This window comes from Streptomyces sp. SP18CS02 (genome assembly GCF_036322365.1).
Taxonomy (GTDB): Bacteria; Actinomycetota; Actinomycetes; order Streptomycetales; family Streptomycetaceae; genus Streptomyces.
The window spans coordinates 267,568-290,997 of the sequence record NZ_JAQYXC010000266.1 but is presented as its reverse complement, the minus strand read 5'-3'; the positions used below and the strand labels follow the sequence as shown (position 1 = coordinate 290,997).

23 protein-coding genes are annotated in these 23,430 nt (G+C 71.6%); 5 read left to right on the top strand and 18 right to left on the bottom strand.

Annotation, left to right across the window (positions count from 1 at the left end; all coding sequences use genetic code 11):
- Nucleotides 1-118: 118 nt before the first annotated feature.
- From cbiE to PUR26_RS09055, 6 genes are all read right to left on the bottom strand, one after another.
- The gene (cbiE, locus tag PUR26_RS09080) at nucleotides 119-1,357 is read right to left on the bottom strand and encodes a precorrin-6y C5,15-methyltransferase (decarboxylating) subunit CbiE (RefSeq protein ID WP_329870955.1); all 1,239 of its coding nucleotides are present in this window, start codon (nucleotides 1,355-1,357) and stop codon (nucleotides 119-121) included.
- 91 nt (nucleotides 1,358-1,448) lie between these two features.
- A complete protein-coding gene (locus PUR26_RS09075; protein WP_329871065.1) occupies nucleotides 1,449-2,150 on the bottom strand; it encodes a GNAT family N-acetyltransferase in 702 nt (233 codons plus the stop codon).
- 308 nt (nucleotides 2,151-2,458) lie between these two features.
- Nucleotides 2,459-3,316, bottom strand: a complete 858-nt coding sequence (locus tag PUR26_RS09070; RefSeq protein WP_329870953.1) for a MetQ/NlpA family ABC transporter substrate-binding protein — start codon at nucleotides 3,314-3,316, stop codon at nucleotides 2,459-2,461.
- 122 nt (nucleotides 3,317-3,438) lie between these two features.
- Nucleotides 3,439-4,107 (bottom strand): methionine ABC transporter permease, encoded by a 669-nt coding sequence (locus tag PUR26_RS09065; protein ID WP_329870951.1) that lies wholly within the window; start codon nucleotides 4,105-4,107, stop codon nucleotides 3,439-3,441.
- The gene (locus PUR26_RS09060) at nucleotides 4,104-5,162 is read right to left on the bottom strand and encodes a methionine ABC transporter ATP-binding protein (RefSeq protein WP_329870949.1); all 1,059 of its coding nucleotides are present in this window, start codon (nucleotides 5,160-5,162) and stop codon (nucleotides 4,104-4,106) included. Before PUR26_RS09060 ends, PUR26_RS09065 begins: the two co-directional genes overlap by 4 nt.
- Before the next feature lie 387 nt (nucleotides 5,163-5,549).
- Nucleotides 5,550-6,197 carry an HAD-IA family hydrolase gene (locus PUR26_RS09055; RefSeq protein WP_329870947.1) on the bottom strand — a complete coding sequence of 216 codons (648 nt, stop codon included), beginning with the start codon at nucleotides 6,195-6,197 and terminating at the stop codon, nucleotides 5,550-5,552.
- Between the two features lie 72 nt (nucleotides 6,198-6,269).
- Between PUR26_RS09055 and PUR26_RS09050 the strand changes: the two genes are divergently transcribed.
- Together PUR26_RS09050 and PUR26_RS09045 are read left to right on the top strand one after the other, a co-directional pair.
- On the top strand, nucleotides 6,270-6,629 hold the full coding sequence (locus PUR26_RS09050) for a hypothetical protein (RefSeq protein WP_329870945.1): 360 nt from the start codon (nucleotides 6,270-6,272) through the stop codon (nucleotides 6,627-6,629).
- 1 nt (nucleotide 6,630) lies between these two features.
- Complete coding sequence (locus tag PUR26_RS09045; RefSeq protein ID WP_329870943.1) at nucleotides 6,631-7,059, top strand: hypothetical protein; 429 nt, start codon at nucleotides 6,631-6,633, stop codon at nucleotides 7,057-7,059.
- A gap of 162 nt (nucleotides 7,060-7,221) precedes the next feature.
- Here the strand turns inward: PUR26_RS09045 and PUR26_RS09040 are convergent, their stop codons facing one another.
- From PUR26_RS09040 to PUR26_RS09030, 3 genes are all read right to left on the bottom strand, one after another.
- Nucleotides 7,222-7,698, bottom strand: a complete 477-nt coding sequence (locus PUR26_RS09040) for a GNAT family N-acetyltransferase (protein WP_329870942.1) — start codon at nucleotides 7,696-7,698, stop codon at nucleotides 7,222-7,224.
- Nucleotides 7,699-7,736: 38 nt separating this feature from the next.
- Nucleotides 7,737-8,294: a sigma-70 family RNA polymerase sigma factor gene (locus tag PUR26_RS09035; protein WP_329870940.1), complete on the bottom strand. Its 558-nt coding sequence runs from the start codon at nucleotides 8,292-8,294 to the stop codon at nucleotides 7,737-7,739.
- 211 nt (nucleotides 8,295-8,505) lie between these two features.
- Nucleotides 8,506-9,666 (bottom strand): glycerophosphodiester phosphodiesterase, encoded by a 1,161-nt coding sequence (locus tag PUR26_RS09030; protein ID WP_329870938.1) that lies wholly within the window; start codon nucleotides 9,664-9,666, stop codon nucleotides 8,506-8,508.
- Between the two features lie 308 nt (nucleotides 9,667-9,974).
- Between PUR26_RS09030 and PUR26_RS09025 the strand changes: the two genes are divergently transcribed.
- The gene (locus tag PUR26_RS09025; protein ID WP_329871063.1) at nucleotides 9,975-10,604 is read left to right on the top strand and encodes a lysophospholipid acyltransferase family protein; all 630 of its coding nucleotides are present in this window, start codon (nucleotides 9,975-9,977) and stop codon (nucleotides 10,602-10,604) included.
- Nucleotides 10,605-10,782: 178 nt separating this feature from the next.
- Here the strand turns inward: PUR26_RS09025 and PUR26_RS09020 are convergent, their stop codons facing one another.
- The 4 genes from PUR26_RS09020 to PUR26_RS09005 form a co-directional block, all read right to left on the bottom strand.
- A complete protein-coding gene (locus PUR26_RS09020; protein WP_329870936.1) occupies nucleotides 10,783-12,336 on the bottom strand; it encodes an MFS transporter in 1,554 nt (517 codons plus the stop codon).
- Nucleotides 12,333-12,884, bottom strand: a complete 552-nt coding sequence (locus tag PUR26_RS09015) for a TetR/AcrR family transcriptional regulator (RefSeq protein WP_329870934.1) — start codon at nucleotides 12,882-12,884, stop codon at nucleotides 12,333-12,335. The genes PUR26_RS09020 and PUR26_RS09015 overlap by 4 nt, the downstream gene beginning before the upstream one ends.
- A 422-nt stretch (nucleotides 12,885-13,306) precedes the next feature.
- A complete protein-coding gene (gene argH / locus PUR26_RS09010) occupies nucleotides 13,307-14,734 on the bottom strand; it encodes an argininosuccinate lyase (protein WP_329870932.1) in 1,428 nt (475 codons plus the stop codon).
- 112 nt (nucleotides 14,735-14,846) lie between these two features.
- Entirely contained in the window at nucleotides 14,847-16,040 is a 1,194-nt protein-coding gene (locus tag PUR26_RS09005; protein ID WP_329870930.1) for an argininosuccinate synthase, read from the bottom strand.
- A gap of 298 nt (nucleotides 16,041-16,338) precedes the next feature.
- On the opposite strand from PUR26_RS09005, the gene PUR26_RS09000 reads away from it, so the two are divergent.
- Together PUR26_RS09000 and PUR26_RS08995 are read left to right on the top strand one after the other, a co-directional pair.
- On the top strand, nucleotides 16,339-17,091 hold the full coding sequence (locus PUR26_RS09000) for a L,D-transpeptidase family protein (protein ID WP_329870928.1): 753 nt from the start codon (nucleotides 16,339-16,341) through the stop codon (nucleotides 17,089-17,091).
- 170 nt (nucleotides 17,092-17,261) lie between these two features.
- Nucleotides 17,262-18,230, top strand: coding sequence for a bile acid:sodium symporter family protein (locus PUR26_RS08995; protein WP_329870926.1), 969 nt, complete (start codon nucleotides 17,262-17,264; stop codon nucleotides 18,228-18,230).
- Nucleotides 18,231-18,374: 144 nt separating this feature from the next.
- Here PUR26_RS08995 and PUR26_RS08990 read toward each other — a convergent pair whose 3' ends face one another.
- The 5 genes from PUR26_RS08990 to argC form a co-directional block, all read right to left on the bottom strand.
- A complete protein-coding gene (locus tag PUR26_RS08990) occupies nucleotides 18,375-18,911 on the bottom strand; it encodes an arginine repressor (RefSeq protein ID WP_329870925.1) in 537 nt (178 codons plus the stop codon).
- 7 nt (nucleotides 18,912-18,918) lie between these two features.
- Nucleotides 18,919-20,112, bottom strand: a complete 1,194-nt coding sequence (locus PUR26_RS08985) for an acetylornithine transaminase (protein WP_329870923.1) — start codon at nucleotides 20,110-20,112, stop codon at nucleotides 18,919-18,921.
- The gene (argB, locus tag PUR26_RS08980; RefSeq protein ID WP_329870921.1) at nucleotides 20,109-21,011 is read right to left on the bottom strand and encodes an acetylglutamate kinase; all 903 of its coding nucleotides are present in this window, start codon (nucleotides 21,009-21,011) and stop codon (nucleotides 20,109-20,111) included. The genes PUR26_RS08985 and argB overlap by 4 nt, the downstream gene beginning before the upstream one ends.
- The gene (argJ, locus tag PUR26_RS08975; protein WP_329870919.1) at nucleotides 21,008-22,159 is read right to left on the bottom strand and encodes a bifunctional glutamate N-acetyltransferase/amino-acid acetyltransferase ArgJ; all 1,152 of its coding nucleotides are present in this window, start codon (nucleotides 22,157-22,159) and stop codon (nucleotides 21,008-21,010) included. Before argJ ends, argB begins: the two co-directional genes overlap by 4 nt.
- Before the next feature lie 139 nt (nucleotides 22,160-22,298).
- On the bottom strand, nucleotides 22,299-23,327 hold the full coding sequence (gene argC / locus PUR26_RS08970) for an N-acetyl-gamma-glutamyl-phosphate reductase (protein WP_329870918.1): 1,029 nt from the start codon (nucleotides 23,325-23,327) through the stop codon (nucleotides 22,299-22,301).
- Nucleotides 23,328-23,430: the final 103 nt, after the last annotated feature.

Genomic DNA, 23,430 nt, shown 5'->3' with positions numbered 1-23,430 from the left:
TTACCACATGGTGACCTCGAAGGGAGGCCCCTCCTCCGGATATTGACGAACAAATCGCCGAAAGACCGGGTGCGGTACAACAATCGGCCAGCCTACCTGGCGTTGTGTAGCGGCAGGGTCACGGGGCGGGGGCCGGCCGGTGGCCGGAGAGCAGGAAGACCACCGCGCGCTCGCGTTCCGTCCAGGCGACGGGGTCGAGTTCGACGGACTGCAGCAGCGCGCACTCGACGGTGTATCCGCCGTCGGCGAGGGCGGCGCCGATCGCCTCGGCCTCGTCCCGGGTGGAGGCGTGCGCGACGATCCGTTCGGGGCGGCGGTCGGCGCAGGCCGTGACGACCGGCACGCCCCCTCCCCCGACCCGTACGACATCGGGCTCGGGCAGCCGCTCCAGTACATGGGGCGCCCGTCCGGCCACGGTCTGGACCTGTACGCCGAAACGCCGGGCCGCCGCCTCCGTGCGGGCCCGGGCGCCGGGGGCCTCGTCGACCGCGATCACGGCCGCGCCGAGCCGGGCGGCCTCGACGGCCAGCGCTCCCGATCCGCAGCCGACGTCCCAGACCAGGTCGCCGACGCGCGGTCCGAGCCGGGCCAGCTGGGCGGCGCGCAGGACGGCCGACTCGCCCGTGCCGGCGCCCGGTCCCCTACCGGTCCCCGTCCCGTGCTCGTCCGCGTACGCCCCCGGGGGCAGGCCCCAGCCGCGTACCGGACCCGGGTCACGGCCCATCAGCCAGCCCCCGGAGCCCTGCGACGCGGCGGTGCCGCCGATGACGATGACGACATTGGGGTCGCGCCAGGCGTGGTCGGCCGCCTTCTCCGAGGTGAGGACGGTGACCTGTTCGCGCTCGGTGCCCAGTTCCTCGCAGATGACGAAGGTGCGGTGGACGCCTTCGAGCAACAGGGCGAGTTCGGCGGGGCCTGCGCCCGGGGAGGTGAGGACGGCGACCTTGGGGTGGGCCCGGCACACATTGACGGCCCGGCGCAGTGTGCGGCTGTGGGCGACGACGATCTGGGCGTCGTCCCAAGGCATGCCGGCCCGGGCGAAGGCGGCGGCCACGGAGGAGACCGCGGGCACCACCTCGACCTCCAGGCCGTGTTGCGGGTGGCGCAGGGTGCGCACCACGCCGAAGAAGCCCGGATCTCCGTCGGCGAGGACCACGGCGGTACCGCGGTGGCCCGCGATGCGGCGGGCGGCGAGGTCGACACTGCCGAGCCGGATGCGTTCGGCGCCGGGTGGTATCTCCGGGAGCGCCAGGTGGTGCCCGGCCCCGGCCACCAGCGTGGCGGCCGAGAGGGCGGACCTGGCGGCGGCGGTGAGGGGCGAGCCGTCCCAGCCGATCACCGTGACCCGGTCGGCCATCTTCGTCTGTCTCCTGGGGTGGTGGTGCGGGTCGGGGCAGAGTGAGGGTACCTCCGCCACCTGAGGAGCGCGGTCTCCCGGGGGTGCGGAATCAGTTCCAGTCGGCGTACGAGGAGTACCCGGCGCCGGCCGGCCGGCCGTCGTTTCCCTCGAGGTCCTCCGGGAGGAGGCTCCACACGATCAGATCGGTCCTGATGTCGGTCCAGCCGCCGTCGGGATCGTCGTCCGGCCGGGTCCGCGCTATCCAGGCGTTGCGCAGGACGCCCTCGCTGATACAGCCGATCTTCTGGGCGACCTGCTGCGCGGCGGTGTTGTCGGCGGCGGTGCGCAGCTCCAGGCGTTCGAACCCCTGGTTGCGGAAGAGCCACTGGGCGACGGCGAGGACCGATTCGGTGGCGTATCCCTCACCACGGGCCCAGGGGGCGGTCACATAGGCGACCTCGGTGGCGCGGGCACGCCAGTTGGTGTGGCGCAGCCGGATGGCGCCGACGAGCCGCTGGGTGAGGAACTCGGTGACGGCGAGGGCGACGCCGTGGCCCTGGGTGCGTTGCGCGGGAGCGATCCTGCGCACCCATTCCTCGGAGTCGGCGGTGGTGTACGGGTGGGGTACGGGGGTCCAGGCGACGACCATCTCGTCGTTCATCATCTCGGTGTGCGCCGGGATGTCCGCTTCCTCGAAGGGGCGCAGCACCAACCGTTCCGTGCTGATGGAGATATCCGGAAAGGTGGTAGTCATGCGCAGCTCCATGCCGAAGACCGTCCGTAAAGGCCGTGAACGCACAGCATGCAGCATGGCGTACGCCGTGCGCATGGCCGGGTCGGCACGGCTGCGGCGGACGCGGAAGGCCCCCGCGCACCGGAGCGGTGTGCGGGGGCCTGCGGGACGGGGCGCGGGCTTCGGCGGCCGTCGGCGGCGGCGGGCGGGGGCCCTGTCCGCGCGTGCGGCCGGGCGTCCCCGCCACTCGGACGGCCTGCTCACGCCCGGCCGGTCATGGGACGCGAGCGCGGTCCGGCCGCCTGACCGGGCACCTGCTCGACGGCTGCCGGACCGCCGCTGCGGCCCCTCCGTGAGCGACTGCCCGGAGGGGACCGTCCGGGCGACTACTTGGGGGCGCCGAAGGCCGGGGTGACCGAGCCGGCGTAGGTGTCCTCGATGAACTTCTTCACCTCGGGCGAGTTGAGGAGCTTGGCGAGCTTCTGCACGCGCGCGTCCTTCTCGTTGCCCTCCTTGACGGCGAGGAAGTTGGCGTAGGGGTTGCCCTCGGACTTCTCCAGCGCCAGGGAGTCGGTGGCCGGCTTGAGCTTGGCCTCGATGGCGTAGTTGCCGTTGATCACGGCGGCGTCGACGTCGTTCAGGGCGCGGGGCACGGTGGCGGCCTCCAGCTCCTTGAACTCCAGGCCCTTCTTGTCCGTGATGTCGGACAGCTTGGCCTCGGCCCCGACACCGTCCTTCAGGGTGATGACGCCGTTGTCGGCGAGCAGCTTGAGCGCGCGGCCCTCGTTGGTGGTGTCGTTGGGGACGGCGATGGTCTGGCCGGCCTTGATGTCCTTGAGGGACTTGATCTTCTTGGAGTAGAGGCCGAGCGGCTCGAGGTGGACGTCGACGACCGGGACGATGGTGGTCTTGTTCTTCTTGTTGAAGTCGTCCAGGTACGGCTTGTGCTGGAAGTAGTTGGCGTCGACCTGGCCCTGCTGGGTGGCGGTGTTCGGCAGGACGTAGTCCGTGAACTCCTTCACCTCCAGCTTCAGGCCGGCCTTCTCGGCCAGGTTGTCCTTGACGAAGTTGAGGATGTCTGCGTGCGGCGTCGGGGACGCGGCGACGACGAGCGGCTTGGACTCGTCGGCCTTGCCGGAACCGGTTCCGGAGGACGGGTCGGAGGCCGTGCCGCAGGCGGAGAGGCCGAGGGCGAGGGCGGCGGTGGCGGCGGCGGCCGCGGTGAGCTTGATGTTCTTACGCACGAAAAGTGCCTCTTTCTGGTGGAGCGGACAGCGCCCGGACAAGGAGTGCGGGCTTCTTCGTGAACGAGGTGACGAAGTCTGGGGAGCCGTGGGCGGGACGGCCGGCCGTCGGGGGCCGGAGGTCAGGCGGTGCGGCCGCGGCGGGCCAGCAGCCGGATGATCCCGTCGCCGACGAGCTGGACGATGGTGACGATCGCGATCAGCACCACGACGGTGACCAGCATGAACTGGGTGTCGAAGCGCTGGTAGCCGTAGGTGATGGCCTTGGAGCCCAGGCCCTCGCCGCCGACCGCGCCGGCCATGGCCGAGTAGCCGACGAGGACGATCACGGTGGTGGTGACGGCGGAGACGAGTGACGGCAGGGCCTGCGGAAGCAGAACCTTGCGGATGATCGTCGAGACGGACCCGCCCATCGACTGGACGGCTTCCACCAGCCCGTGGTCGACCTCGCGGATGGCCGTCTCGACCAGCCTGGCGAAGAACGGGATGGCGCCGATGGCGAGCGGCACGATCATCGCGGAGGGGCCGATGAAGGTGCCGACCACGAACGTGGTGAAGGGGATCAGGGCGATCAGCAGGATGATGAACGGCAGCGAGCGGCCGATGTTCACGATCACGCCGACGACCTTGTTCACGACGGTGTTCTGGAGCAGCCCGCCCTTGTCGGTGAGGACCAGCAGGACGCCGAGCGGCAGTCCCCCGAGCACCGAGACGACGGTGGCCCACAGGACCATGTAAAGGGTGTCGATGGTTCCCTGCGACAGCAGGGGCTGCATCTCCGACCAGGTCACTTGGCACTCTCCTTGGCCAGCGTGCGGTTCTGGGCCGGCACCAGGGCCGGCTCGTCGTCGACGAGGTCGACCTGGAGGCCCTGCTCGCGCAGGAAGCCGACGGGTACGACGTTCTCCTCGTAGCGGCCGGGCAGCTCGATCCGCATCCTGCCGATCTGCCTGCCGGCGACGGTGTCCATCGCGGCGCCCAGGATCGAGATGTCGATGTTGTACGTCCGTGAGAGCTGCGAGATCACCGGCTGGGTGGCCGCCTCGCCGTGGAACGTGACGTCGATGACGGTGCGGTCCGGGCCGGAGGCGGTGCCGCCGACGGGGAAGAGCTCCTGGGCGAGTTCCGAGCCGGGCGTGGCCAGCAGCTCGCCCACGGTGCCGGACTCCACGATCCGCCCCTTCTTCATCAGTGCCGCCGAGTCGCAGATGGTCTTGACGACGTCCATCTCGTGGGTGATGAGCAGGACGGTCAGACCGAGCTGCTGGTTGAGGTCGCGCAGCAGCTGGAGGATGGAGCGGGTGGTCTCCGGGTCGAGGGCGCTGGTCGCCTCGTCGGAGAGCAGGACCTTGGGGTTGCCGGCCAGGGCGCGGGCGATGCCGACGCGCTGCTTCTGGCCGCCGGAGAGCTGGCCGGGGTACGCCTTGGCCTTGTCGGCGAGGCCGACGAGGTCGAGCAGTTCGAGTGCGCGGCGGGAGCGCTCGGCGCCGGAGACGCCGAGGATCTCGAGCGGCAGCTCGATGTTGTCCTTGACGGTGCGCGAGGACAGCAGGTTGAAGTGCTGGAAGACCATGCCGATACGGCTGCGGGCGGCGCGCAGGTCCTTGCCGGCCCGGCGGCTGCGGCCGGCCAGGGCGGTGAGGTCGGTGCCGTCGACCGTCACGGTGCCGGAGGTGGGACGTTCGAGGAGGTTGACGCAGCGGATGAGCGAGGACTTGCCGGCGCCGCTCTGGCCGATGACGCCGAAGACCTCGCCCTCACGGACGTGCAGGTCGACGCCGTCCAGAGCGGTGACCTGGCGGCCTCGCGACTCGTAGACCTTGGTCAGGCCCGAAGTGGTGATCACAGGGGTTTCCGTCACTGTCGAGTGCACGGCGCGGTGTCCGCCGGCACGGGGCATTCGTCGTTCCGACGCGCGGCACGGCTGTTCGGCGGGTGGCCGGGGGGCGGCACGTGCGGCGGGGCAGCCGGGTCCGGCTCCATGCGGGTGCTGGAATCGGGGCGCGGCTCGGCTGTCGGTCTCGCTTCGGGGCGCGAGGCTCAGGCAGGGGCCCTCAGAAGTCGCACATTCGACACATACAACGAGCACCGGGCGTCGTGATCGCCTCGGTCGCAAGGGTGCGGCTGCTCGTCGTGGTCATGTGTGCCAGTAAACCAGACGCCTCTTCGAACACCGACCCGCTGTCCGAATAGCGGACATAAAATGAACGCCATTCGGACAGCGGGGCGGGGGTCACTCGCCTGCGGTGATCTCCACCGCTCCGCCCGTGGCCTGCACGGACACCGCGGAGAGGTCCTCGACGACGACATCGGCCACGAGCTCGGCACGGCTGTGTGTTGTGGTCAAGGCCACGGTCCTCATACCGGCCGCGCGGCCGGCGGCCAGCCCGGCGGGGGCGTCCTCGAAGACCACGCACGCCGCGGGGTCGACGCCGAGCCTGCGGGCCGCGAGCAGGAACGGCTCGGGGTCGGGCTTGCCCCGGGTGATGTCGTCGGCGGCGACCATGACGGGGAAGTCGATGCCGGCCTCGCGCAGCCGAGCCTCGGCGAGCGGCCGGGTGGCGGAGGTGACGACGGCCCACCGCTCGCGCGGCAGCGCGGAGAGCAGCTCCTTGGTGCCGGGGAGCAGCTGGACGCCGCCGGGGACGTCCTCGACCTCCAGCTGTTCGATACGGGCCAGGGCCGCGGGTATCCGCCCGGCGGGCAGCAGCTCCGCGATGATCTCGACGGCGGGCCGGCCGTGCAGCTCGACGCGGGCGAACTCCTCGGCCGTGATGCCGTGCTCCTCGGCCCAGCGGGTCCAGCAGCGGTGGACGGATTCCAGCGACGAGACGAGCGTTCCGTCGTTGTCGAACAGCAGGGCCTGGGCGGAGATCTTCATGGTCCTCGACCCTACGTGCGGTGCACGGGGGCGGCCGCATCAGGTCTTTTGGTCCGTAATAGTCTCTGGCACATGCTTGACGCCCTGACGGTCGCGGTCTCCGTGGCCGCGCTCGCTCTCGCCGCCTGGTGCGGCTTCGCCGCGTACCGGGACCAGCCGACCAAGGACTGGCACTTCATCGGCATGGCCGTGGTGACGGTGCTCGCGCTGGGGCAGCTGGTGGTGGGCATCGTGCAGCTGGCGCGGGGCCAGCAGGCCGACGAGGGCACGGCGATCTTCGTGGCGTACCTGATCGGTGCGTTCTGCGCCGTTCCGGCGGCGGGCTTCATGTCGCTGGCCGAGCGGACCCGCTGGGGTTCGGCGACCGTGGCGGCCGGCGCGATCGTGCTGGCCGTGCTGGAGGTCCGCCTCTTCGACATCTGGAAGGGCTGAGATGACCGGGACGACCACGGACGAGGCACCGAGGACCCGGCTGGTCCAGGGGCCCGGCATGCTGCTGGTCTGGCTGTACGGGGTGATGTCGGTCGGGGCGGTGTCCCGGTCGGTCTACCAGATCGCGACGGAGTTCGACCGGGCGCCGCTGGCGTACTCGCTCTCCGCCGTCGCCGCCGTCGTCTACGCGTTCATCACGTACACGCTGGTACGGGGCGGGGAGACGGCCCGCAGGGCGGCGCTGGTGTGCTGTGCCGCCGAGCTGGTGGGCGTGCTCACCGTGGGGACGTGGACGCTGCTGGACCCTGCGGCCTTCCCGGACACCACGGTCTGGTCGGAGTACGGCTACGGCTACGTCTTCATCCCCGTGCTGCTGCCGGTCACCGGTATCGCGTGGCTGCGCCGGTCCCGCCGGACCACGGACCACTAGGGAGCGTCCGGATGCCGCCGGGCTCGCGTGCCCCCGGCGCCGGCCCGCCCCGGGCCCGAGGCCCCCGGGCCGTTCCCGCGGGTCCCGGCCGGACACCGGCACCCTCCGGGCACTCGGCTGTGCACTCGCCGGCCCGCGTGCTCGGCGCCCGGCCCCGGCTCGTCAGGCGGCCTTCTCCAGGGTCACCAGGGTGAGGCGCGGGCCCGCTTCGTACGTCGCGACGGCTTCGTACCCCTTCTTGCGGTAGAGCCGCAGGTTGCCCTCGCTGCGGTGGCCGGTGAAGAGCTGGAAGCGCTTGGCCGCGGGATCGGTGGCGAAGTGCCGCTCGATGGCGTCGAGGAGGCGGCCGCCGAGGCCGTGGCGTCGCATACGGGGATGGACGATGAGCTTGGCGATCCTCGCCGTACCGGTCTCGTCGATCTCACCCCGTACGGAGGCGACCACTTCACCTCCGAGCCGGGCCACGAGGGCGTGCCCCCGGGCGAGTTCGGCCGTCAGGTCGTCGAGCGACTGGGTGAGGGGCTCGATGGTGTAGTCGCCGTAGAGTTCGGCTTCGCTCTGGTAGCACAGGTACTGAAGCTTGAGGATCTGTTCGGCGTCCTGCGCGCCTGCCGCTGAGATGGTCACGCTCATGCCCATGTGTGCATGCCTCCGGCTCACCTGATCGCCCTGTCGGTCTACCGCACCTTTCCCCGATGTTCAGGAACGGCAACCTCTGCCGCCAGCATTCTGCGCAGGCATCCCAGGCAACGGGAACGCATTGGCCCCAGACTGCCCTGTGAGATACCCAACTCTCCTGCGATTTCGCGGTAGGTGGGGTCGTTGGGGGACAACATCGCGGTCAGCAGCCGACGGCAGTGGCCCGGGGACCTGCGGACGGCGGCCCGCAGCGCCCGGCGCCGTTCGGCGACGAGGGCGGCGTGCTCCGGCCCGGCCTCCGAGGGCGGCTCGCCGTCGTAGGGCCGTTCGCGGACGGCGGTGCGCCGCGCCCGGCGGGCCTCGTCGCGGACGGCCCGGCGCAGCCAGTCGGCGGGCCGGTCGGGGACGCCGGGACCGTCAGGGGCTTCGAGGCGCTCCAGCAGCCTGAGCCATACGGCCTGTTCGATGTCGTCGGGTTCGACGCCCGCGGCCGCGGCCTCCGCCCGCGATTCGGCGGCGAGCAGCGGGGTGAGGGCGCCGACGAGTTCGGAAACGGCGGGCGGACGGTGCGTCAGGGGCTCTTCGGCAGGGGTCATGCCGGGCACGACACGCCGAGGGCCCGGGCGGTTGCCCGGTGGGGCGCAAACCGCCCGTTGGGGCGGGCGATGAGGCGTGTGGGTGACGCGGGCCGGTTCCTCCCTGGTCGGCCCGCGCGTTGCGAACCTCCGCCGGCCGCCCCGGACGGGCGGCATCCCTCCGCCGGCACCCCTCCGACGGCCGCCCGGGGCGGCCGTCGGCGCGGGCGGGTCAGCGGTCGCGGAAGTCCGCCGCCGCCAGCAGACCGGTATCCGGGTTGTCGGTGAAGATCCCGTCTATACCGGTGGCGAAGTACGCCGCGAACGCGCCGAACGCGTCGCCGTACGCCGCCGGGTCCGTGCCGCGCCGGAACTCGGCGGGCAGGAAGGTGTTCTCGTTGCGCATCGTGTACGGGTGGAGGATCAGGCCCTTGGCGTGGGCGTCCCGTACCAGGGTGGTGGGCTTGCCCAGCTTCCCGCCCGCGTCCCTGGGGATGATCAGGTCGAGGGTCGGGCCGATGCCCTGCGCGTACGTGGCCATCCACGCCAGGCCCTCGGGCGTGACCAGGTCGGCGACCGTACGGGGGTCGCCCGCCTCGGTGAAGTCCCAGGGCCGGGAGGTCGCGCCGGACAGCAGGACCACCCGCGGCGAGGAGACCAGCCGGGCCATGCGCCGCATGCTGCTGGGCTCGAAGGACTGGAGGAAGACCGGGGAGTCGGCGCGGTGGCGGCCGTGGCGGCGCAGCAGCTTCGCGAGGGGCTCCTCCAGCCCGAGGCCGAGCTTGCGGAAGTAGGAGGGGTGCTTGGTCTCGACGTGCAGCCAGACCGGACGGCCACGGCGACGGCCCTCCCTGTCGGCCCAGCGCAGCACCTCTTCGAAGGTGGGGATCGTCCAGCGCCCGTCGTACAGGGTGTTCTCCTGCCGGGTGGCGGGGATGCGCTCCTTGGCGCGCAGCGTCCTCAGTTCGGCGAGGGTGAAGTCCTCGGTGAACCAGCCCGTGAGGGAGGTGCCGTCGACCGACTTGGTGGTCCGGCGGGAGGCGAACTCGGGGTGGTCGGCGACGTCCGTCGTCCCCGTGATGTCGTTCTCGTGCCGGCAGACCAGATGGCCGTCCTTGGTGGGCACCAGGTCCTGCTCCACGACGTGGGCGCCCATGTCGAGGGCGAGCTGGTAGGAGCCCAGGGTGTGTTCGGGGCGGTTGCCGCTGGCCCCGCGGTGCGCGATGACCGTCGGTACGGGCAGGTGCCGGTACGAGCCCGGTGCCGAGGCGGCCTCCGCGCCCGTCCCCGCCCGCGCGGTGCCCCCGGCCCCGAGGGAGAGGGCGGCCGAACCGAGCACCGCCGCCCCGAGCAGGGACCGGCGGCCCGGGCTTGTGCGCGCACCCTGTGTCATGGAGGCTCCTTCGTGGCATACATGCCTGGCGTATGGATGAGCTGGTCTTTTCCGGACTGCTGAGCGAGGCCCGATGGTAGACAGCCGCGCCCTCGATTCGGGAGACCCAGGACGAACGAGTGGAAAACACAGGTCAACAGTGCGTATCGACTCGGTGAACCCGATGTGCGATCGCAGGTGACCCGCGAGTATCGTCCTCATCTGCACTTAACAACTGCACGGACTTTCGTCGGCCGTGACCGACCGCCACGACACCGGAGGACTCGTTGTCCCGCTTCGCCCTCATCAAGGCAGTGCTCGGCCCGGTCATGCGCCTGATGTTCCGCCCACAGGTGGAAGGGGCCGAGAACATCCCCGGCACCGGGCCGGTCATCCTGGCGGGCAATCACCTGACGTTCATCGACTCGATCGTCCTGCCGATCGTCTGCGACCGCCAGGTCTGCTTCATCGGCAAGGACGAGTACGTGACCGGCAAGGGGCTCAAGGGCCGGCTGATGGCCTGGTTCTTCACCGGTGTCGGCATGGTCCCGGTGGACCGGGACGGGGCCAACGGCGGTGTGGCCGCCCTGATGACCGGCCGCCGGATCCTGGAGGACGGCCGTATGTTCGGTATCTACCCGGAGGGCACCCGCTCCCCCGACGGCCGGCTCTACCGGGGCCGTACCGGCATCGCCCGGCTGACACTGATGACGGGCGCGCCGGTGGTGCCGTTCGCGATGATCGGCACGGACAAGCTGCAGCCGGGTGGCGCGGGGCTGCCGCGTCCCGGCCGTGTGACGGTGCGCTTCGGTGAGCCGATGGAGTTCTCGCGCTATGAGGGCATGGACCGCGACCGGTATGTGCTGCGGGCGGTGACGGACTCGGTGATGGCCGAGGTCATGCGGCTCTCGGGCCAGGAGTACGTCGACATGTACGCGACGAAGGCCAAGGCCGCCTAGGAAAGGTCCGGTCAGGGCGCAAGCCTCCGGGTGGGCCCGGGAGGATCCCGGCGTGCCGCCCGGGAGACCTCCGGTCCGTACCGTCGGAGACGTCCGGGCCGTACCGTCGGAGACGTCCGGGCCGTACCGTACGGAAAAGGGCCGCGCCCCGAGGGGCGCGGCCCTTTACGTCGTCCGGTCACGGATGTCCGACGCCGTTCTCCAGCTTCTGGCCCCGCAGCAGGAACCAGGCCGCGACCGCCGTCGCCATCAGCACGGCCGCGCCGACGCCCGCCGCTATGCGCAGCCCCTCGGCGAACGCGTCCTGCGCGGCGGTGACCAGGGCGGTGGCCGTGGCGTCCGGCAGGCCCTGGGCCGCCTCCACGGCGCCCCCCAGTGACTCATGGGCCGCCGAGGCGATCGGGGCCGGCACGTCCGGCGGGGTCGCGAAGTCCCGGTAGACGCCGGTCACGATGGAGCCCAGGATCGCGATGCCGAGCGCCGCGCCCAGTTCGTACGCCGTCTCGGAGACCGCCGAGGCCGACCCCGCCTGCTCCTTGGGGACGCTGGAGAGGATCACGTCGGCGGTGACGGTGAAGGAGAAGCCGGCGCCGAGGCCGACGACCAGGAGGGCCGCGCCCAGCAGCGGGTAGCCGGTCTCCCGGTGCACGAGGGTGATGACGGCGAGCGCGACGCCGATCGCCCCCAGACCTCCGGCCACCACGGTGCGGACCGAGTACCGCCGGGCGTAGCGGCCCGCGATCAGACCGGTGACCACGGCGCCCGCGGCGGCGGGGAGTTCGGCCAGTCCGGCCTCCAGCGGCTCACGGCCCTGGACGAGCTGCAGGAACTGGGAGAGGAAGAAGACCAGTCCGGAGAGCCCGAAGACGGTGAGCAGATCGGCCAGGACGGCCCCCGAGAAACCCCGGTGCCTGAACAGCCGCATGTCGAGCAGCGGCGCGCTCAGCGCGTACTGGCGGCGGACGAAGGCGTACAGGGTGGCCACGCCGATGGCGAGGGCCACGGCGACCTCCCAGGTCGGGCCGTGGGCTGCGACTTCCTTCACCGCGTAGACGACGCCGATGACACCGACGAGCGAGAGGCCGACGCTTGCCAGGTCCCAGGGGCCGGCGACGGGGTTCTTGGACTCGGGCAGCAGCTTGACGCCGACCAGGACCAGAACGGCCATCACGGGCAGGTTGATGAGGAAGACCGAGCCCCAGTAGAAGTGCTGGAGCAGTGCTCCGCCGATCACCGGCCCGATGGCGGCACCCGCCGAGGCGGTGGCGCCCCAGATGCCGATGGCGAGGCTGCGCTCCCTGGGGTCGTGGAAGATGTTGCGGATCAGCGCGAGGGTCGACGGCATCAGGGTCGCGCCGGCCACACCGAGCAGCGCTCGGGCCACGATCATCATCTCGGGGCTGGTGGCGTACGCGTTGAGGACCGAGACGGCGCCGAAGGCGGTCGCGCCGGTCAGCAGGAGCTTCTTGCGGCCGATCCGGTCGCCGAGGGAGCCCATGGAGACGAGCAGTCCGGCGATGACGAAGGAGTAGATGTCGCCGATCCACAGGAGCTGGGTCCCCGACGGCTTGAGGTCCTCGCTGAGCGAGGGTGTGGCCAGCCCGAGCACGGTGGCGTCGACCGCGACCAGCAGGACGGCCAGGACGAGCACGGAGAGCGCGAGCCAGCGCCCGGGGCTCTTCGTCTCCGCCTCCGTCGCCGTCATCGTGCTCGCGTGCCGGGTCCCGCTCATGTCTCCACGCTCCGTCGTGCGCCGCCGAGCAGCAGCTCGGTGATCATGTACTGAAAGTCGTTGGCGGCGACCCGCCCGTCCATGACGGACCAGGCACAGGTGCCGATGAGGCCGTAGAGGGCCTCGGTGAGCCAGGCAGGGCTCAGATCGATCCGGAAGGTGCCTTCCTCCTGGCCGCGCCGGAACAGGGCGCCGACCCTGGCGTCGAGCCTGGCCCAGCCCTCGTTGACCTGGTCGCCCTCGAAGAGCTGGTTCTCGGTGACGAGGAAGGCCAGCAGCTGGGCGCAGGGCTCGGCCTCGGCGACCAGTCTGCGCAGCGCCTGGTCGGCCGGCCCCTCGTGGAGGTGCGCGGCGTCGAGGGCGGCCTCGAACTCCTGGATGCCCATCTCCTCCAGCGCCCTGACCAGCGCGTCCCGCCCGGCGAAGTGCCGGTGCAGGGTGGCACGGCCGATGCCGGCGGCCCGCGCGACCTCGTCCATGGTGGCGGTCGATTTCCGGGAGAGCAGAGCTGCGGCGGCGCGGAGCATCTGGGTACGGTCGACTGACATGAGACAACCATACACCGAATGAGACATTCATGTCTCACTCGATGCTTCGACGCCTCACCGGACCGGGGAAAGGAGCGCCCTGGGCAGGACGGAACCGCCGCGGGTACGACTCGACCCGTGTACGGGCCAGGGTGCCCGCACCCGCCACGTCTGCGATCCGGCGCGGGCGACGACCGGGAAGAGCGGAGGCGAGCCGGTGCCCCGAGCCCTCCAGGGCGCGGGGGAGGACGGGTCCGCACCTCGGGCCGCCCGGGGCCCCGGCGGCGAGCGGCCCCGGATACGCGGAAAGGCCCCTCGCGGGACCTTCCGGAAGACGCCATGTGTCGTGGAGTGCGCGGCCTCGCGGCCGTTCGCCCGGGTGGACGGCGACATCACGCCGTGTACGACCCGCGCAGGGGGAGCAGCAGGTGACGCCGGTGCGGTTACTTCTTGGCGGTGGCCCAGGCGTGCTGGATCACCAGGTCGGCCTTGACCTCGGCGAGCTGCACGGCGACGGCGGAGGGAGCGGTACCGCCCCGGCCGTCGCGGGAGGCGAGGGCGCCCGGCACGTTCAGGACGGTACGGACCTCGGGGGTGAGGTGCTCGGAGATCTTGGCGAACTGCTCGTCGGTGAGCTGGTCCAGCTCGATCCCCCGGGCCTCGCACTCCTTGACGCACTCGCCCGCGACCTCGTGCGCGACCCGGAACGGCACGCCCTGCTTGACCAGCCACTCCGCGATGTCGGTGGCGAGCGAGAACCCGGCCGGGGCCAGCTCCTCCATCCGCTCGCGGTTGACGGTCAGCGTGGCCATCATGCCGGTGAAGGCGGGCAGCAGGACCTCCAGCTGGTCGCAGGAGTCGAAGACCGGCTCCTTGTCCTCCTGGAGGTCTCGGTTGTACGCGAGCGGAAGGGCCTTGAGCGTGGCGAGCAGGCCCGTCAGGTTGCCGATGAGGCGGCCGGACTTGCCGCGCGCGAGCTCGGCGATGTCCGGGTTCTTCTTCTGCGGCATGATCGACGAGCCGGTGGAGAAGGCGTCGTGCAGGGTCACGAAGGAGAACTCCTTCGTGTTCCAGATGATGACCTCCTCGGCGATCCGGGAGAGGTTGACACCGATCATCGCGGTGATGAAGGCGAACTCGGCGACGAAGTCCCGCGAGGCCGTGCCGTCGATCGAGTTGCCCGCGCTGCCGTTCTCGAAGCCGAGGTCCTTGGCGACGGCCTCCGGGTCGAGACCCAGCGAGGAGCCGGCCAGCGCGCCGGAGCCGTAGGGCGAGACCGCCGTGCGCTTGTCCCACTGCCGCAGCCGCTCGGCGTCCCGGGAGAGGGACTGCACATGGGCGAGCACATGGTGGGCGAAGAGGACCGGCTGCGCGTGCTGGAGATGCGTACGGCCCGGCATCGCGACGTCGGGGTGGGCCTCGGCCAGGCCGACCAGCGCGTCCTGCAGCTCGGCGACGAGGCCGCCGATGATCCGGGCGTGGTCGCGCAGGTACATCCGGAAGAGCGTGGCGACCTGGTCGTTGCGGGACCGGCCGGCCCGCAGCTTGCCGCCGAGGTCCGCCCCGAGCCGCTCCAGCAGGCCCCGCTCCAGGGCGGTGTGGACGTCCTCGTCGGCGATCGTGCCGACAAAGTCGCCCGCGGCCACGTCCGCTTCGAGCCGGTCCAGCCCGGCCAGCATGCGCGTCAGTTCGTCCTCGGTGAGCAGGCCCGCCTTGTGCAGCACACGGGCGTGGGCGCGCGAACCGGCGATGTCGTACGGCGCGAGGCGCCAGTCGAAGTGCACCGACGCCGACAGCTTCGCCAGCGCCTCGGCCGGACCGTCGGCGAAGCGGCCGCCCCACAGCCGGACGTCACCGTTGTTGCTGCTCACAGCTCAAGCTCCTCAAGAGGGTGGAGGTGGGGCCCTCCCCCGCGGCCGCGCCCGGGGAGGGAGGGCCGCCTCCCCGCCGTGCGGGCCGGGAGGCGGTTGTGCACAGGGCGGATCAGGCCAGGTCGCGCTTGGCGGCGATCTTCGACGAGAGGCTGAAGATGTCGATGAAGCCCTGCGCCTTGGACTGGTCGAACGTGTCGCCCGAGTCGTACGTCGCCAGGTTGAAGTCGTACAGCGACTGGTCCGACTTCCGGCCGGTGACCACGGCGCGACCGCCGTGCAGGGTCATCCGGATGTCACCGGTGACGTGCTGGTTGGCCTCGTTGATGAAGCCGTCCAGGGCGCGCTTGAGCGGGGAGAACCACAGGCCGTCGTAGACCATCTCGCCCCAGCGCTGCTCGACCTGCCGCTTGTAGCGGGCCAGCTCGCGCTCGACGGTGACGTTCTCCAGCTCCTGGTGGGCGGTGATCAGCGCGATCGCGCCCGGCGCCTCGTACACCTCGCGGGACTTGATGCCGACGAGCCGGTCCTCCACCATGTCGATCCGGCCGATGCCCTGGGCGCCGGCCCGCTCGTTGAGCTGCTGGATCGCCTGGAGGACGCTGACGGGCTTGCCGTCGATGGCGACCGGGACACCCTCCTTGAAGGAGATGACGACCTCATCGGCCTCGCGCGGCGTGGCGGGGTTGGAGGTGTACTCGTAGATGTCCTCGATCGGCGCGTTCCAGATGTCCTCGAGGAAGCCGGTCTCGACGGCCCGGCCGAAGACGTTCTGGTCGATGGAGTACGGGGACTTCTTCGTGGTGGCGATCGGGAGGTCGGCCTTCTCGGCGAAGGCGATCGCCTTGTCCCGGGTCATCGCGTAGTCACGGACCGGGGCGATGCACTTCAGGTCGGGGCCGAGGGCGGCGATGCCGGCCTCGAAGCGGACCTGGTCGTTGCCCTTGCCGGTGCAGCCGTGGGCCACGATCGAGGCGTTGTGCTTGTGGGCCGCGGCCACCAGGTGCTTGACGATCGTGGGCCGGGAGAGCGCCGAGACCAGCGGGTAGCGGTCCATGTACAGGGCGTTGGCCTTGATCGCGGGGAGGCAGTACTCGTTCGCGAACTCGTCCCGGGCGTCCGCGACCTCGGCCTCGACCGCACCGCAGGCGAGCGCACGCTTGCGGATGACGTCCAGGTCCTCGCCGCCCTGGCCGACGTCCACGGCGACGGCGATGACCTCGGCACCCGTCTCCTCGGCGATCCAGCCGATGGCGACGGAGGTGTCCAGGCCGCCCGAGTAGGCGAGTACGACGCGCTCGGTCACGGGATTCTCCTTACGGTGCATTCACTGACGGGTATAACTATGCAGTCCTCCGTATGTTTTGTCAACGCGCCCCCTCGGAGGCCGGAACGCCCCGGAGACGGCCGCCGGTCCGCGCGAACAGCGTGACCGGCGCCGCCGCTCCCGCCGCCCCGGACCGGCCGAGGCGGCCGCCGGACGCCGCCGGTCACCCGCATCACCGGACCTTCACGTCCCCGGGGAAGTACGGGATCCCCGCATACGGAGCAGCGCGGGCGTGGTGGCGGGCGGCGGGACACGGGCGTGCGTACGGTCCTGGACCATGCGCCCCGCACTCGCACTCGGCTCCGCCCTGCTGCTCCTGGCCGCCGGAGCCGTCGCCGCCGCCGGAACCGCCACGGGGACCGCTGCCGGGACCGGCCGTCCCGGCGTGGGCGGCGAGCAGCGCCGGACGCTGCCCGAGCGGATGGACGACACCGGTGGCGGGTCGCAGCTCATCACCGCCCGGGCCGCGGGCATCCGTTCCACGACGGGGACGGTGACCTGGTGGGACCGGCACCGGGGGCGATGGGTGAGGGCCGGGTCCGCCTCGGCGCGGTTCGGCTCGGGCGGCCTGGTCGAGGGCGTCCTGCGCCGGCAGGGCACGTCCACGACCCCGACGGGCCTGTACGACCTGCCGTTCGCGTTCGGCATCGCGGCCGCACCGTCGGGCACCCGGGTCGCCCACCGCCCGGTCACCCGCGATTCCTGGTGGTGCCAGGACAACCGGTCGCTCTCCTACAACCGCTGGGTGGAAGGACTGCCCCGGCACTGCCGCGCGGCCGAGTCCGAGCGGTTGGTCTCGTACGACCCCCAGTACAGACACGCGCTGGTGATCGGCTTCAACTACCACCGGCCGGTGCGCGGCCGCGGCGCCGGGATCTTCCTGCACGTCCACGGCGAGGGCTCGACGGCCGGCTGCGTGTCCGTGTCCGAGGACGCCATGGCGCGGATCCTGGCCTGGGTCCGGCCGCACCGGAATCCGCACATCGCGATCGGCACGGACGGGGGGCCGACGGCGATCACCCGCTACTGAGTCCAGCCCCGGGGTCCGCCCCCCGTCCGGCCGCCCGGCACCGGCCGTCGGCCGAGCCGTCCACGCGCCGGCCCGGACGCGCGCCACGCAGTGCGCCGCGGAACCCTGTGTAGCAACCACATATCGAGACGGTCTTGCGCTCCCCGCCGGGACGGGCGTTGCATCACGGCGTGCAGAGCGAACAGTTGAGCCCTTCTCGGATTCCCCGCCCCGCCGACCGCGCCGCACGGCGGGCGGTGACCGTCTTCCCGGTCCTCGTGCTGGCCGCGGGCGCCGTCGGCCTCCTGACCCCGGGGACCTTCGACGGGTGGAAGACGTCCGTGCCGTATCTGCTCGGCGTCGTGATGTTCTGCATGGGCCTGACGATGTCGCCGGAGGACTTCCGGGGCGTCGCCCGCCGGCCGTGGGCGGTCGGGCTGGGCCTGGTCGCGCACTACGTGATCATGCCGGGGCTGGGCTGGCTGATCGCCCATGCCCTCGATCTGCCGCCGCAGCTGGCCGCGGGCGTGATCCTGGTCGGCTGCGCGCCCAGCGGGACCGCGTCCAACGTGGTCACCTATCTGGCCCGCGGCGACGTGGCGCTGTCCGTCTCGGTCGCCACCGTCTCGACGGTCCTCGCCCCGCTGGTCACTCCCCCGCTGACGCTGCTGCTGGCGGGCGAGTACCTGCCGGTCGACGCGGGCGCGATGGTCGCCGACATCCTCAAGACCGTGCTGCTGCCGGTGCTCGCCGGTCTCGCCGTACGGCTCCTGGCGGGCCGTCACGTGGACCGGGCGATGGGCGCCCTGCCCTGGCTGTCCGCCGCGACCATCGCGGTCATCGTGGCGGTCGTCGTGGCCGGCAGCGCGGCCGCCATCAGGTCGGCCGCGCTCGTGGTGCTGCTCGCCGTGGTGCTGCACAACGGGCTGGGGCTGACGCTCGGTTACGGGGCGGGCAGGCTCGCCGGCCTCGGAGGGCCGGCCAGCCGGGCGATGGCGTTCGAGGTGGGCATGCAGAACTCCGGTCTGGCCGCGTCGCTGGCCACCGCCCACTTCAGCCCGCTGGCCGCGCTGCCGTCGGCGGTGTTCTCCGTGTGGCACAACGTCTCGGGCGCCCTGGTGGCGGCCTGGATGGCGCACCGGGCCCGGCGGGAGGACTGACCGCCCGTCAGGAGAGGCCCCGGGTGGCGTCCGGGCCGTGCGAGCGAAAGGGCGCCCCACGCCCGGAAGGCGGGGGACGCCCGTCGCGACGGCCCGTCAGGGCCTCTCGTCCGGATCCTGCCGGGCCGGTCGAGAAGACACTCCCTAACGGTCCTTCTGGGCCAGCCGCAGCAGGTGGTCGGCGAGGGCCTGTCCGCCCGCCGGGTCACGGGAGATGAGCAGCAGCGTGTCGTCGCCCGCGATGGTACCGAGGATCGCGTGCAGTTCGGCCTGGTCGATGGCCGAGGCGAGGAACTGCGCGGCACCCGGCGGCGTACGGAGGACGACCAGGTTGGCCGACGCCTCCGCCGCGATCAGCAGTTCGCCGGAGAGGCGCCGCATGCGCTCCTCCTTGGCCGACTCGCCGAGCGGCGCCTGCGGGGTGCGGAAGCCGCCCTCGCTGGGCACCGCGTAGATCAGCTCGCCGCCGGTGTTGCGGATCTTCACCGCGCCCAGCTCGTCGAGGTCGCGTGAGAGCGTCGCCTGGGTGACGCTCAGTCCGTCGTCCGCGAGGAGCTTGGCGAGCTGGCTCTGCGAGCGCACCGGCTGCCGGTTGAGGATGTCCACGATCCGGCGGTGGCGTGCCGTGCGGGTCTGCGGAACGGACGGCCCGCCGTTCTCGGTGTCCTGCGCATCGGTCATCGTCGTCTCATTCTCCGGCTTGTCCTTCCCCGTGCACGGTGCTGAGGACGCCCGGCAGCGCCCGGAGGAAGGCGTCCACCTCTTCGTCGCCGATGATCAGCGGCGGCATGAGCCGCACGACATCGGGGGCGGGCGCATTCACCAGGAGTCCGGCGTCCTGAGCCGCCTGCTGCACCCGGGGTGCGAGGGGCTCGGTGAGCACGATACCCAGCAGAAGGCCCGCACCACGGACGTGGGAGACCAGCGGGTGGCCCAGCCCCTCGATTCCGTTGCGCAGTTTCTCGCCGAGACGCTTCACCTCGTCCAGCGCCGCCCCCGCCGCGAGCGTGTCCAGTACGGCGAGTCCGGCGGCGCACGCCACGGGGTTGCCGCCGAAGGTGGTGCCGTGCTGGCCGGGCTTCAGCAGCTCGGCCGTCTCGCCGAACGCGACGGTCGCGCCGATCGGCAGTCCGCCGCCCAGCCCCTTGGCCAGGGTGACGATGTCCGGCTCCACACCGTGCGCCTGGTGCTCGAACCACTGGCCGCAGCGGCCGATACCGGTCTGCACCTCGTCGAGGACGAGCAGGGTGCCGGTGGCCCGGGTGATCTCGCGGGCTGCCCGCAGATAGCCCTTGGGCGGCACGACCACACCGTTCTCGCCCTGGATCGGCTCGATGATCACGAACGCGGTGTCCTCGGTGACGGCCGCGCGCAGCGCGTCGGCGTCCCCGAAGGGCACATGCGTGACATCGCCGGGCAGCGGCAGGAAGGGCTGCTGTTTGCCGGGCTGGCCGGTGAGGGAGAGCGAACCCATGGTGCGGCCGTGGAAGCCCCCGGTGGTGGCGACCATACGGGTACGGCCCGTCAGCCGGCCGATCTTGAAGGCGGCCTCGTTCGCCTCGGCACCGGAGTTGCAGAAGAAGACCCGGCCCGGACGGCCGAACAGCTGGAGCAGCCGCTCGGCGAGCGCGACGGGCGGCTCGGCGACGAAGAGGTTCGAGACGTGGCCCAGGGAGGCGATCTGCGTGGAGACCGCCTCGACGACGGCGGGGTGGGCGTGGCCCAGCGCGTTCACCGCGATACCGCCGACGAAGTCGAGGTACTCGGTACCGTCCGCGTCCCAGACCCGCGCGCCCGCGCCGCGCACCAGGGAGAGCTTCGGTGTGCCGTAGTTGTCCATCAGCGCGCCCTGCCAGCGCTGCCGCAGTCCCTCGTTGCTCACTGGGCCTCCTCCTGCTCGTCCGGCACGACCATGGTGCCGATGCCCTCGTCGGTGAAGATCTCCAGAAGGATCGAGTGCTGGACACGGCCGTCGATCACCCGGGCGGTGGTGACCCCGTTGCGCACGGCGTGCAGACAGCCCTCCATCTTCGGGACCATGCCGCTGGAGAGATCGGGCAGCAGTCTCTCCAGCTGGGTGGCGGTGAGGCGGCTGATGACCTCGTCGCTGTGGGGCCAGTCCTCGTAGAGGCCCTCGACGTCCGTGAGGACCATCAGCGTCTCGGCGCCCAGCGCCGCAGCGAGTGCCGCAGCCGCCGTATCAGCATTGACGTTGTAGACATGTCCGTCGTCCTGGGAGCGGGCGATCGAGGAGACGACCGGGATGCGGCCGTCGGCGAGCAGCGCCTCGATCGCGCCGGTGTCGATGGCCGTGATCTCGCCGACCCGGCCGATGTCGACCAGTTCGCCCTCGATGCGTGGCCGGTGCTTGGTGGCGGTGATGGTGTGGGCGTCCTCACCGGTGAGACCGACGGCCAGCGGGCCGTGCTGGTTGAGCAGGCCGACGAGCTCGCGCTGGACCTGGCCGGCGAGGACCATGCGCACGACGTCCATCGCCTCGGGCGTCGTCACCCGCAGTCCGGCCTTGAACTCGCTGACCAGGCCGTGCCGGTCGAGCTGGGCGCTGATCTGCGGGCCGCCGCCGTGCACCACGACGGGCTTCAGACCGGCGTGCCGCAGGAAGACGACGTCCTGGGCGAAGGCGGCCTTCAGGTCCTCGTCGATCATGGCGTTGCCGCCGAACTTGATGACCACGGTCCTGCCGTGATGGCGGGTCAGCCAGGGCAGGGCCTCGATGAGGATCTGCGCCTTCGGCAGTGCGGTGTGCTTTCGTGTGCTCATGAGCTGTACGCGCTGTTCTCGTGGACGTAGTCGGCGGTGAGGTCGTTGGCCCAGATGACCGCCGACTCGTTTCCGGCCGCCAGGTCGGCGGTGATCCGCACCTCGCGGTAGCGCATGTCGACGAGGTCCCGGTCCTCGCCCACGGACCCGTTCCTGCAGACCCAGACGTCGTTGATGGCGACGTTCAGCCGGTCGGGCTCGAAGACGGCACCGGTCGTACCGATGGCGGACAGCACCCGTCCCCAGTTGGGGTCCTCGCCGTGGATGGCGCACTTCAGCAGGTTGTTCCGCGCGATGGAACGCCCGACCTCCACGGCGTCCTCCTCGCTGGCCGCGTTCACCACCTCGATGCGGATGTCCTTGCTGGCACCCTCCGCGTCACCGATCAGCTGGCGGGCGAGGTCGTCGCACACCGCCCGGACCGCCTCGGCGAACTCGGCGTAGGCGGGAGAGACCCCGGCCGCCCCCGACGCCAGCAGCAGCACCGTGTCGTTCGTCGACATGCAGCCGTCGGAGTCGACCCGGTCGAAGGTGAGACGGGTCGCGTCCCGCAGGGCCCGGTCCAGGGTGGGAGCGTCCAGATCGGCGTCCGTGGTGAGGACGACCAGCATGGTGGCAAGACCGGGTGCGAGCATGCCCGCGCCCTTGGCCATGCCGCCCACCGTCCAGCCGTCCCGGGTGACCACGGACGTCTTGTGCACCGTGTCGGTGGTCTTGATCGCGATGGCGGCCTTCTCGCCCCCGTGCGCGGAGAGCTCCTTCGCCGCCTTCTCCACGCCCGGCAGCAGCTTGTCCATGGGAAGCAGCACGCCGATCAGCCCGGTGGACGCGACCGCGACCTGGCCGGCGCCGACCTCCAGCACCTCGGCGGCCTTCTCGGCCGTGGCGTGGGTGTCCTGGAAGCCCTTGGGGCCGGTGCACGCGTTGGCGCCACCGGAGTTGAGCACCACCGCGGCCAGCTCGCCGCCCTTGACGACCTGCTCGGACCAGAGCACCGGCGCGGCCTTGACGCGGTTGGAGGTGAAGACGCCCGCAGCCGTGCGGCGGGGTCCGTTGTTGACCACGAGGGCCAGGTCGGGGTTGCCGCTCTCCTTGATCCCGGCGGCGATACCCGCCGCCGTGAATCCCTTGGCCGCCGTGACACTCACTGTGCTTCTCCCCTCGCCCCGCCGCGGTCACGGCCGGTGTCGCTGTCGCCGGCACGCCCCGAAGGCGCGCCCGTCGTCCTCATCAGCGGCCCGTCGGCCGCGCGTCCTCCCCCAGCTGCCGCTGGGCGGTACCCCTGGCTCACGGGGCGATCCCCACCGCGGAGAGCCCCGTGCCCTCGGGAAGCCCGAGAGCGATGTTCATGCTCTGCACCGCGCCGCCCGCGGTGCCCTTCGTCAGGTTGTCGATGGCGCTGATCGCGATCACCCGCCGCGCTGCCTCGTCGTACGCCACCTGGACGTGAACGGCGTTGGAGCCGTACACCGACGCGGTGGCGGGCCACTGGCCCTCCGGCAGGAGCTGGACGAACGGCTCGTCGGCGTACGCCTTCTCGTAGGCCGCCCGCACCGCGTCGGCCGTCGTGCCGGGCGCGGCCTTCGCGCTGCACGTGGCGAGGATGCCGCGGGCCATCGGGGCGAGTGTCGGCGTGAAGGAGACGGTGACCCGCTCGCCGGCCGACGCACTCAGGTTCTGGATCATCTCGGGGGTGTGGCGGTGGCCTCCGCCGACGCCGTACGGCGACATGGACCCCATGACCTCGGAGCCCAGCAGATGCGGTTTGAGCGCCTTGCCCGCCCCCGAGGTGCCGGTGGCGGCGACGATCACCGCGTCCGCCTCGACCAGGCCGTTCCCGTACGCGGGGCAGAGCGCCAGCGACACCGCCGTGGGGTAGCAGCCGGGCACCGCGATCCGCCTGGTCCCCGCCAGCGCGGCCCGTGCGCCGGGCAGCTCCGGGAGGCCGTAGGGCCAGGTACCGGCGTGCGGCGAGCCGTAGAAGGCTTCCCAGTCGGCCGCGTCCCGCAGCCGGAAGTCGGCGCCCATGTCGACGACGAGCACCTCGTCGCCGAGCTGTTCGGCGACTGCGGCGGACTGGCCGTGCGGCAGGGCGAGGAAGACCACGTCGTGCCCCGCCAGCACCTTGGCCTCGGTCGCCTCCAGCACACGTCCGGCGAGCGGCACCAGGTGGGGCTGGAGCGTCCCGAGCCGCTGGCCCACGTTCGAGTTGCCGGTCAGGGCGCCGATCTCGACCTCGGGGTGACCGAGGAGCAGGCGCAGCACCTCGCCGCCCGCGTACCCGCTCGCACCCGCCACTGCTGCTCGTACTGCCATCGGACCCTCCTCATCGATGGCATGACTATACGCATCTCTGCAGTTTTATGCAAAGGTATGCGGACGGTTTCCGGCCGGATCGCCGAGGGCCCGCACGGCACAC

Coding starts and splice junctions, on each gene's coding strand:
- argB (WP_329870921.1), bottom strand. CDS start 21,011: ATGAGCACACGAAAGCACACCGCACTGCCGAAGGCGCAGATCCTCATC.
- PUR26_RS09030 (WP_329870938.1), bottom strand. CDS start 9,666: ATGACACAGGGTGCGCGCACAAGCCCGGGCCGCCGGTCCCTGCTCGGG.
- PUR26_RS09035 (WP_329870940.1), bottom strand. CDS start 8,294: ATGACCCCTGCCGAAGAGCCCCTGACGCACCGTCCGCCCGCCGTTTCC.
- PUR26_RS09050 (WP_329870945.1), top strand. CDS start 6,270: ATGCTTGACGCCCTGACGGTCGCGGTCTCCGTGGCCGCGCTCGCTCTC.
- PUR26_RS09055 (WP_329870947.1), bottom strand. CDS start 6,197: ATGAAGATCTCCGCCCAGGCCCTGCTGTTCGACAACGACGGAACGCTC.
- PUR26_RS09075 (WP_329871065.1), bottom strand. CDS start 2,150: ATGCTGCATGCTGTGCGTTCACGGCCTTTACGGACGGTCTTCGGCATG.
- PUR26_RS09015 (WP_329870934.1), bottom strand. CDS start 12,884: ATGTCAGTCGACCGTACCCAGATGCTCCGCGCCGCCGCAGCTCTGCTC.
- PUR26_RS09045 (WP_329870943.1), top strand. CDS start 6,631: ATGACCGGGACGACCACGGACGAGGCACCGAGGACCCGGCTGGTCCAG.
- PUR26_RS08990 (WP_329870925.1), bottom strand. CDS start 18,911: ATGACCGATGCGCAGGACACCGAGAACGGCGGGCCGTCCGTTCCGCAG.
- PUR26_RS09040 (WP_329870942.1), bottom strand. CDS start 7,698: ATGGGCATGAGCGTGACCATCTCAGCGGCAGGCGCGCAGGACGCCGAA.
- cbiE (WP_329870955.1), bottom strand. CDS start 1,357: ATGGCCGACCGGGTCACGGTGATCGGCTGGGACGGCTCGCCCCTCACC.
- argC (WP_329870918.1), bottom strand. CDS start 23,327: ATGGCAGTACGAGCAGCAGTGGCGGGTGCGAGCGGGTACGCGGGCGGC.
- PUR26_RS09000 (WP_329870928.1), top strand. CDS start 16,339: ATGCGCCCCGCACTCGCACTCGGCTCCGCCCTGCTGCTCCTGGCCGCC.
- PUR26_RS09025 (WP_329871063.1), top strand. CDS start 9,975: ATGCGCCTGATGTTCCGCCCACAGGTGGAAGGGGCCGAGAACATCCCC.
- PUR26_RS09020 (WP_329870936.1), bottom strand. CDS start 12,336: ATGAGCGGGACCCGGCACGCGAGCACGATGACGGCGACGGAGGCGGAG.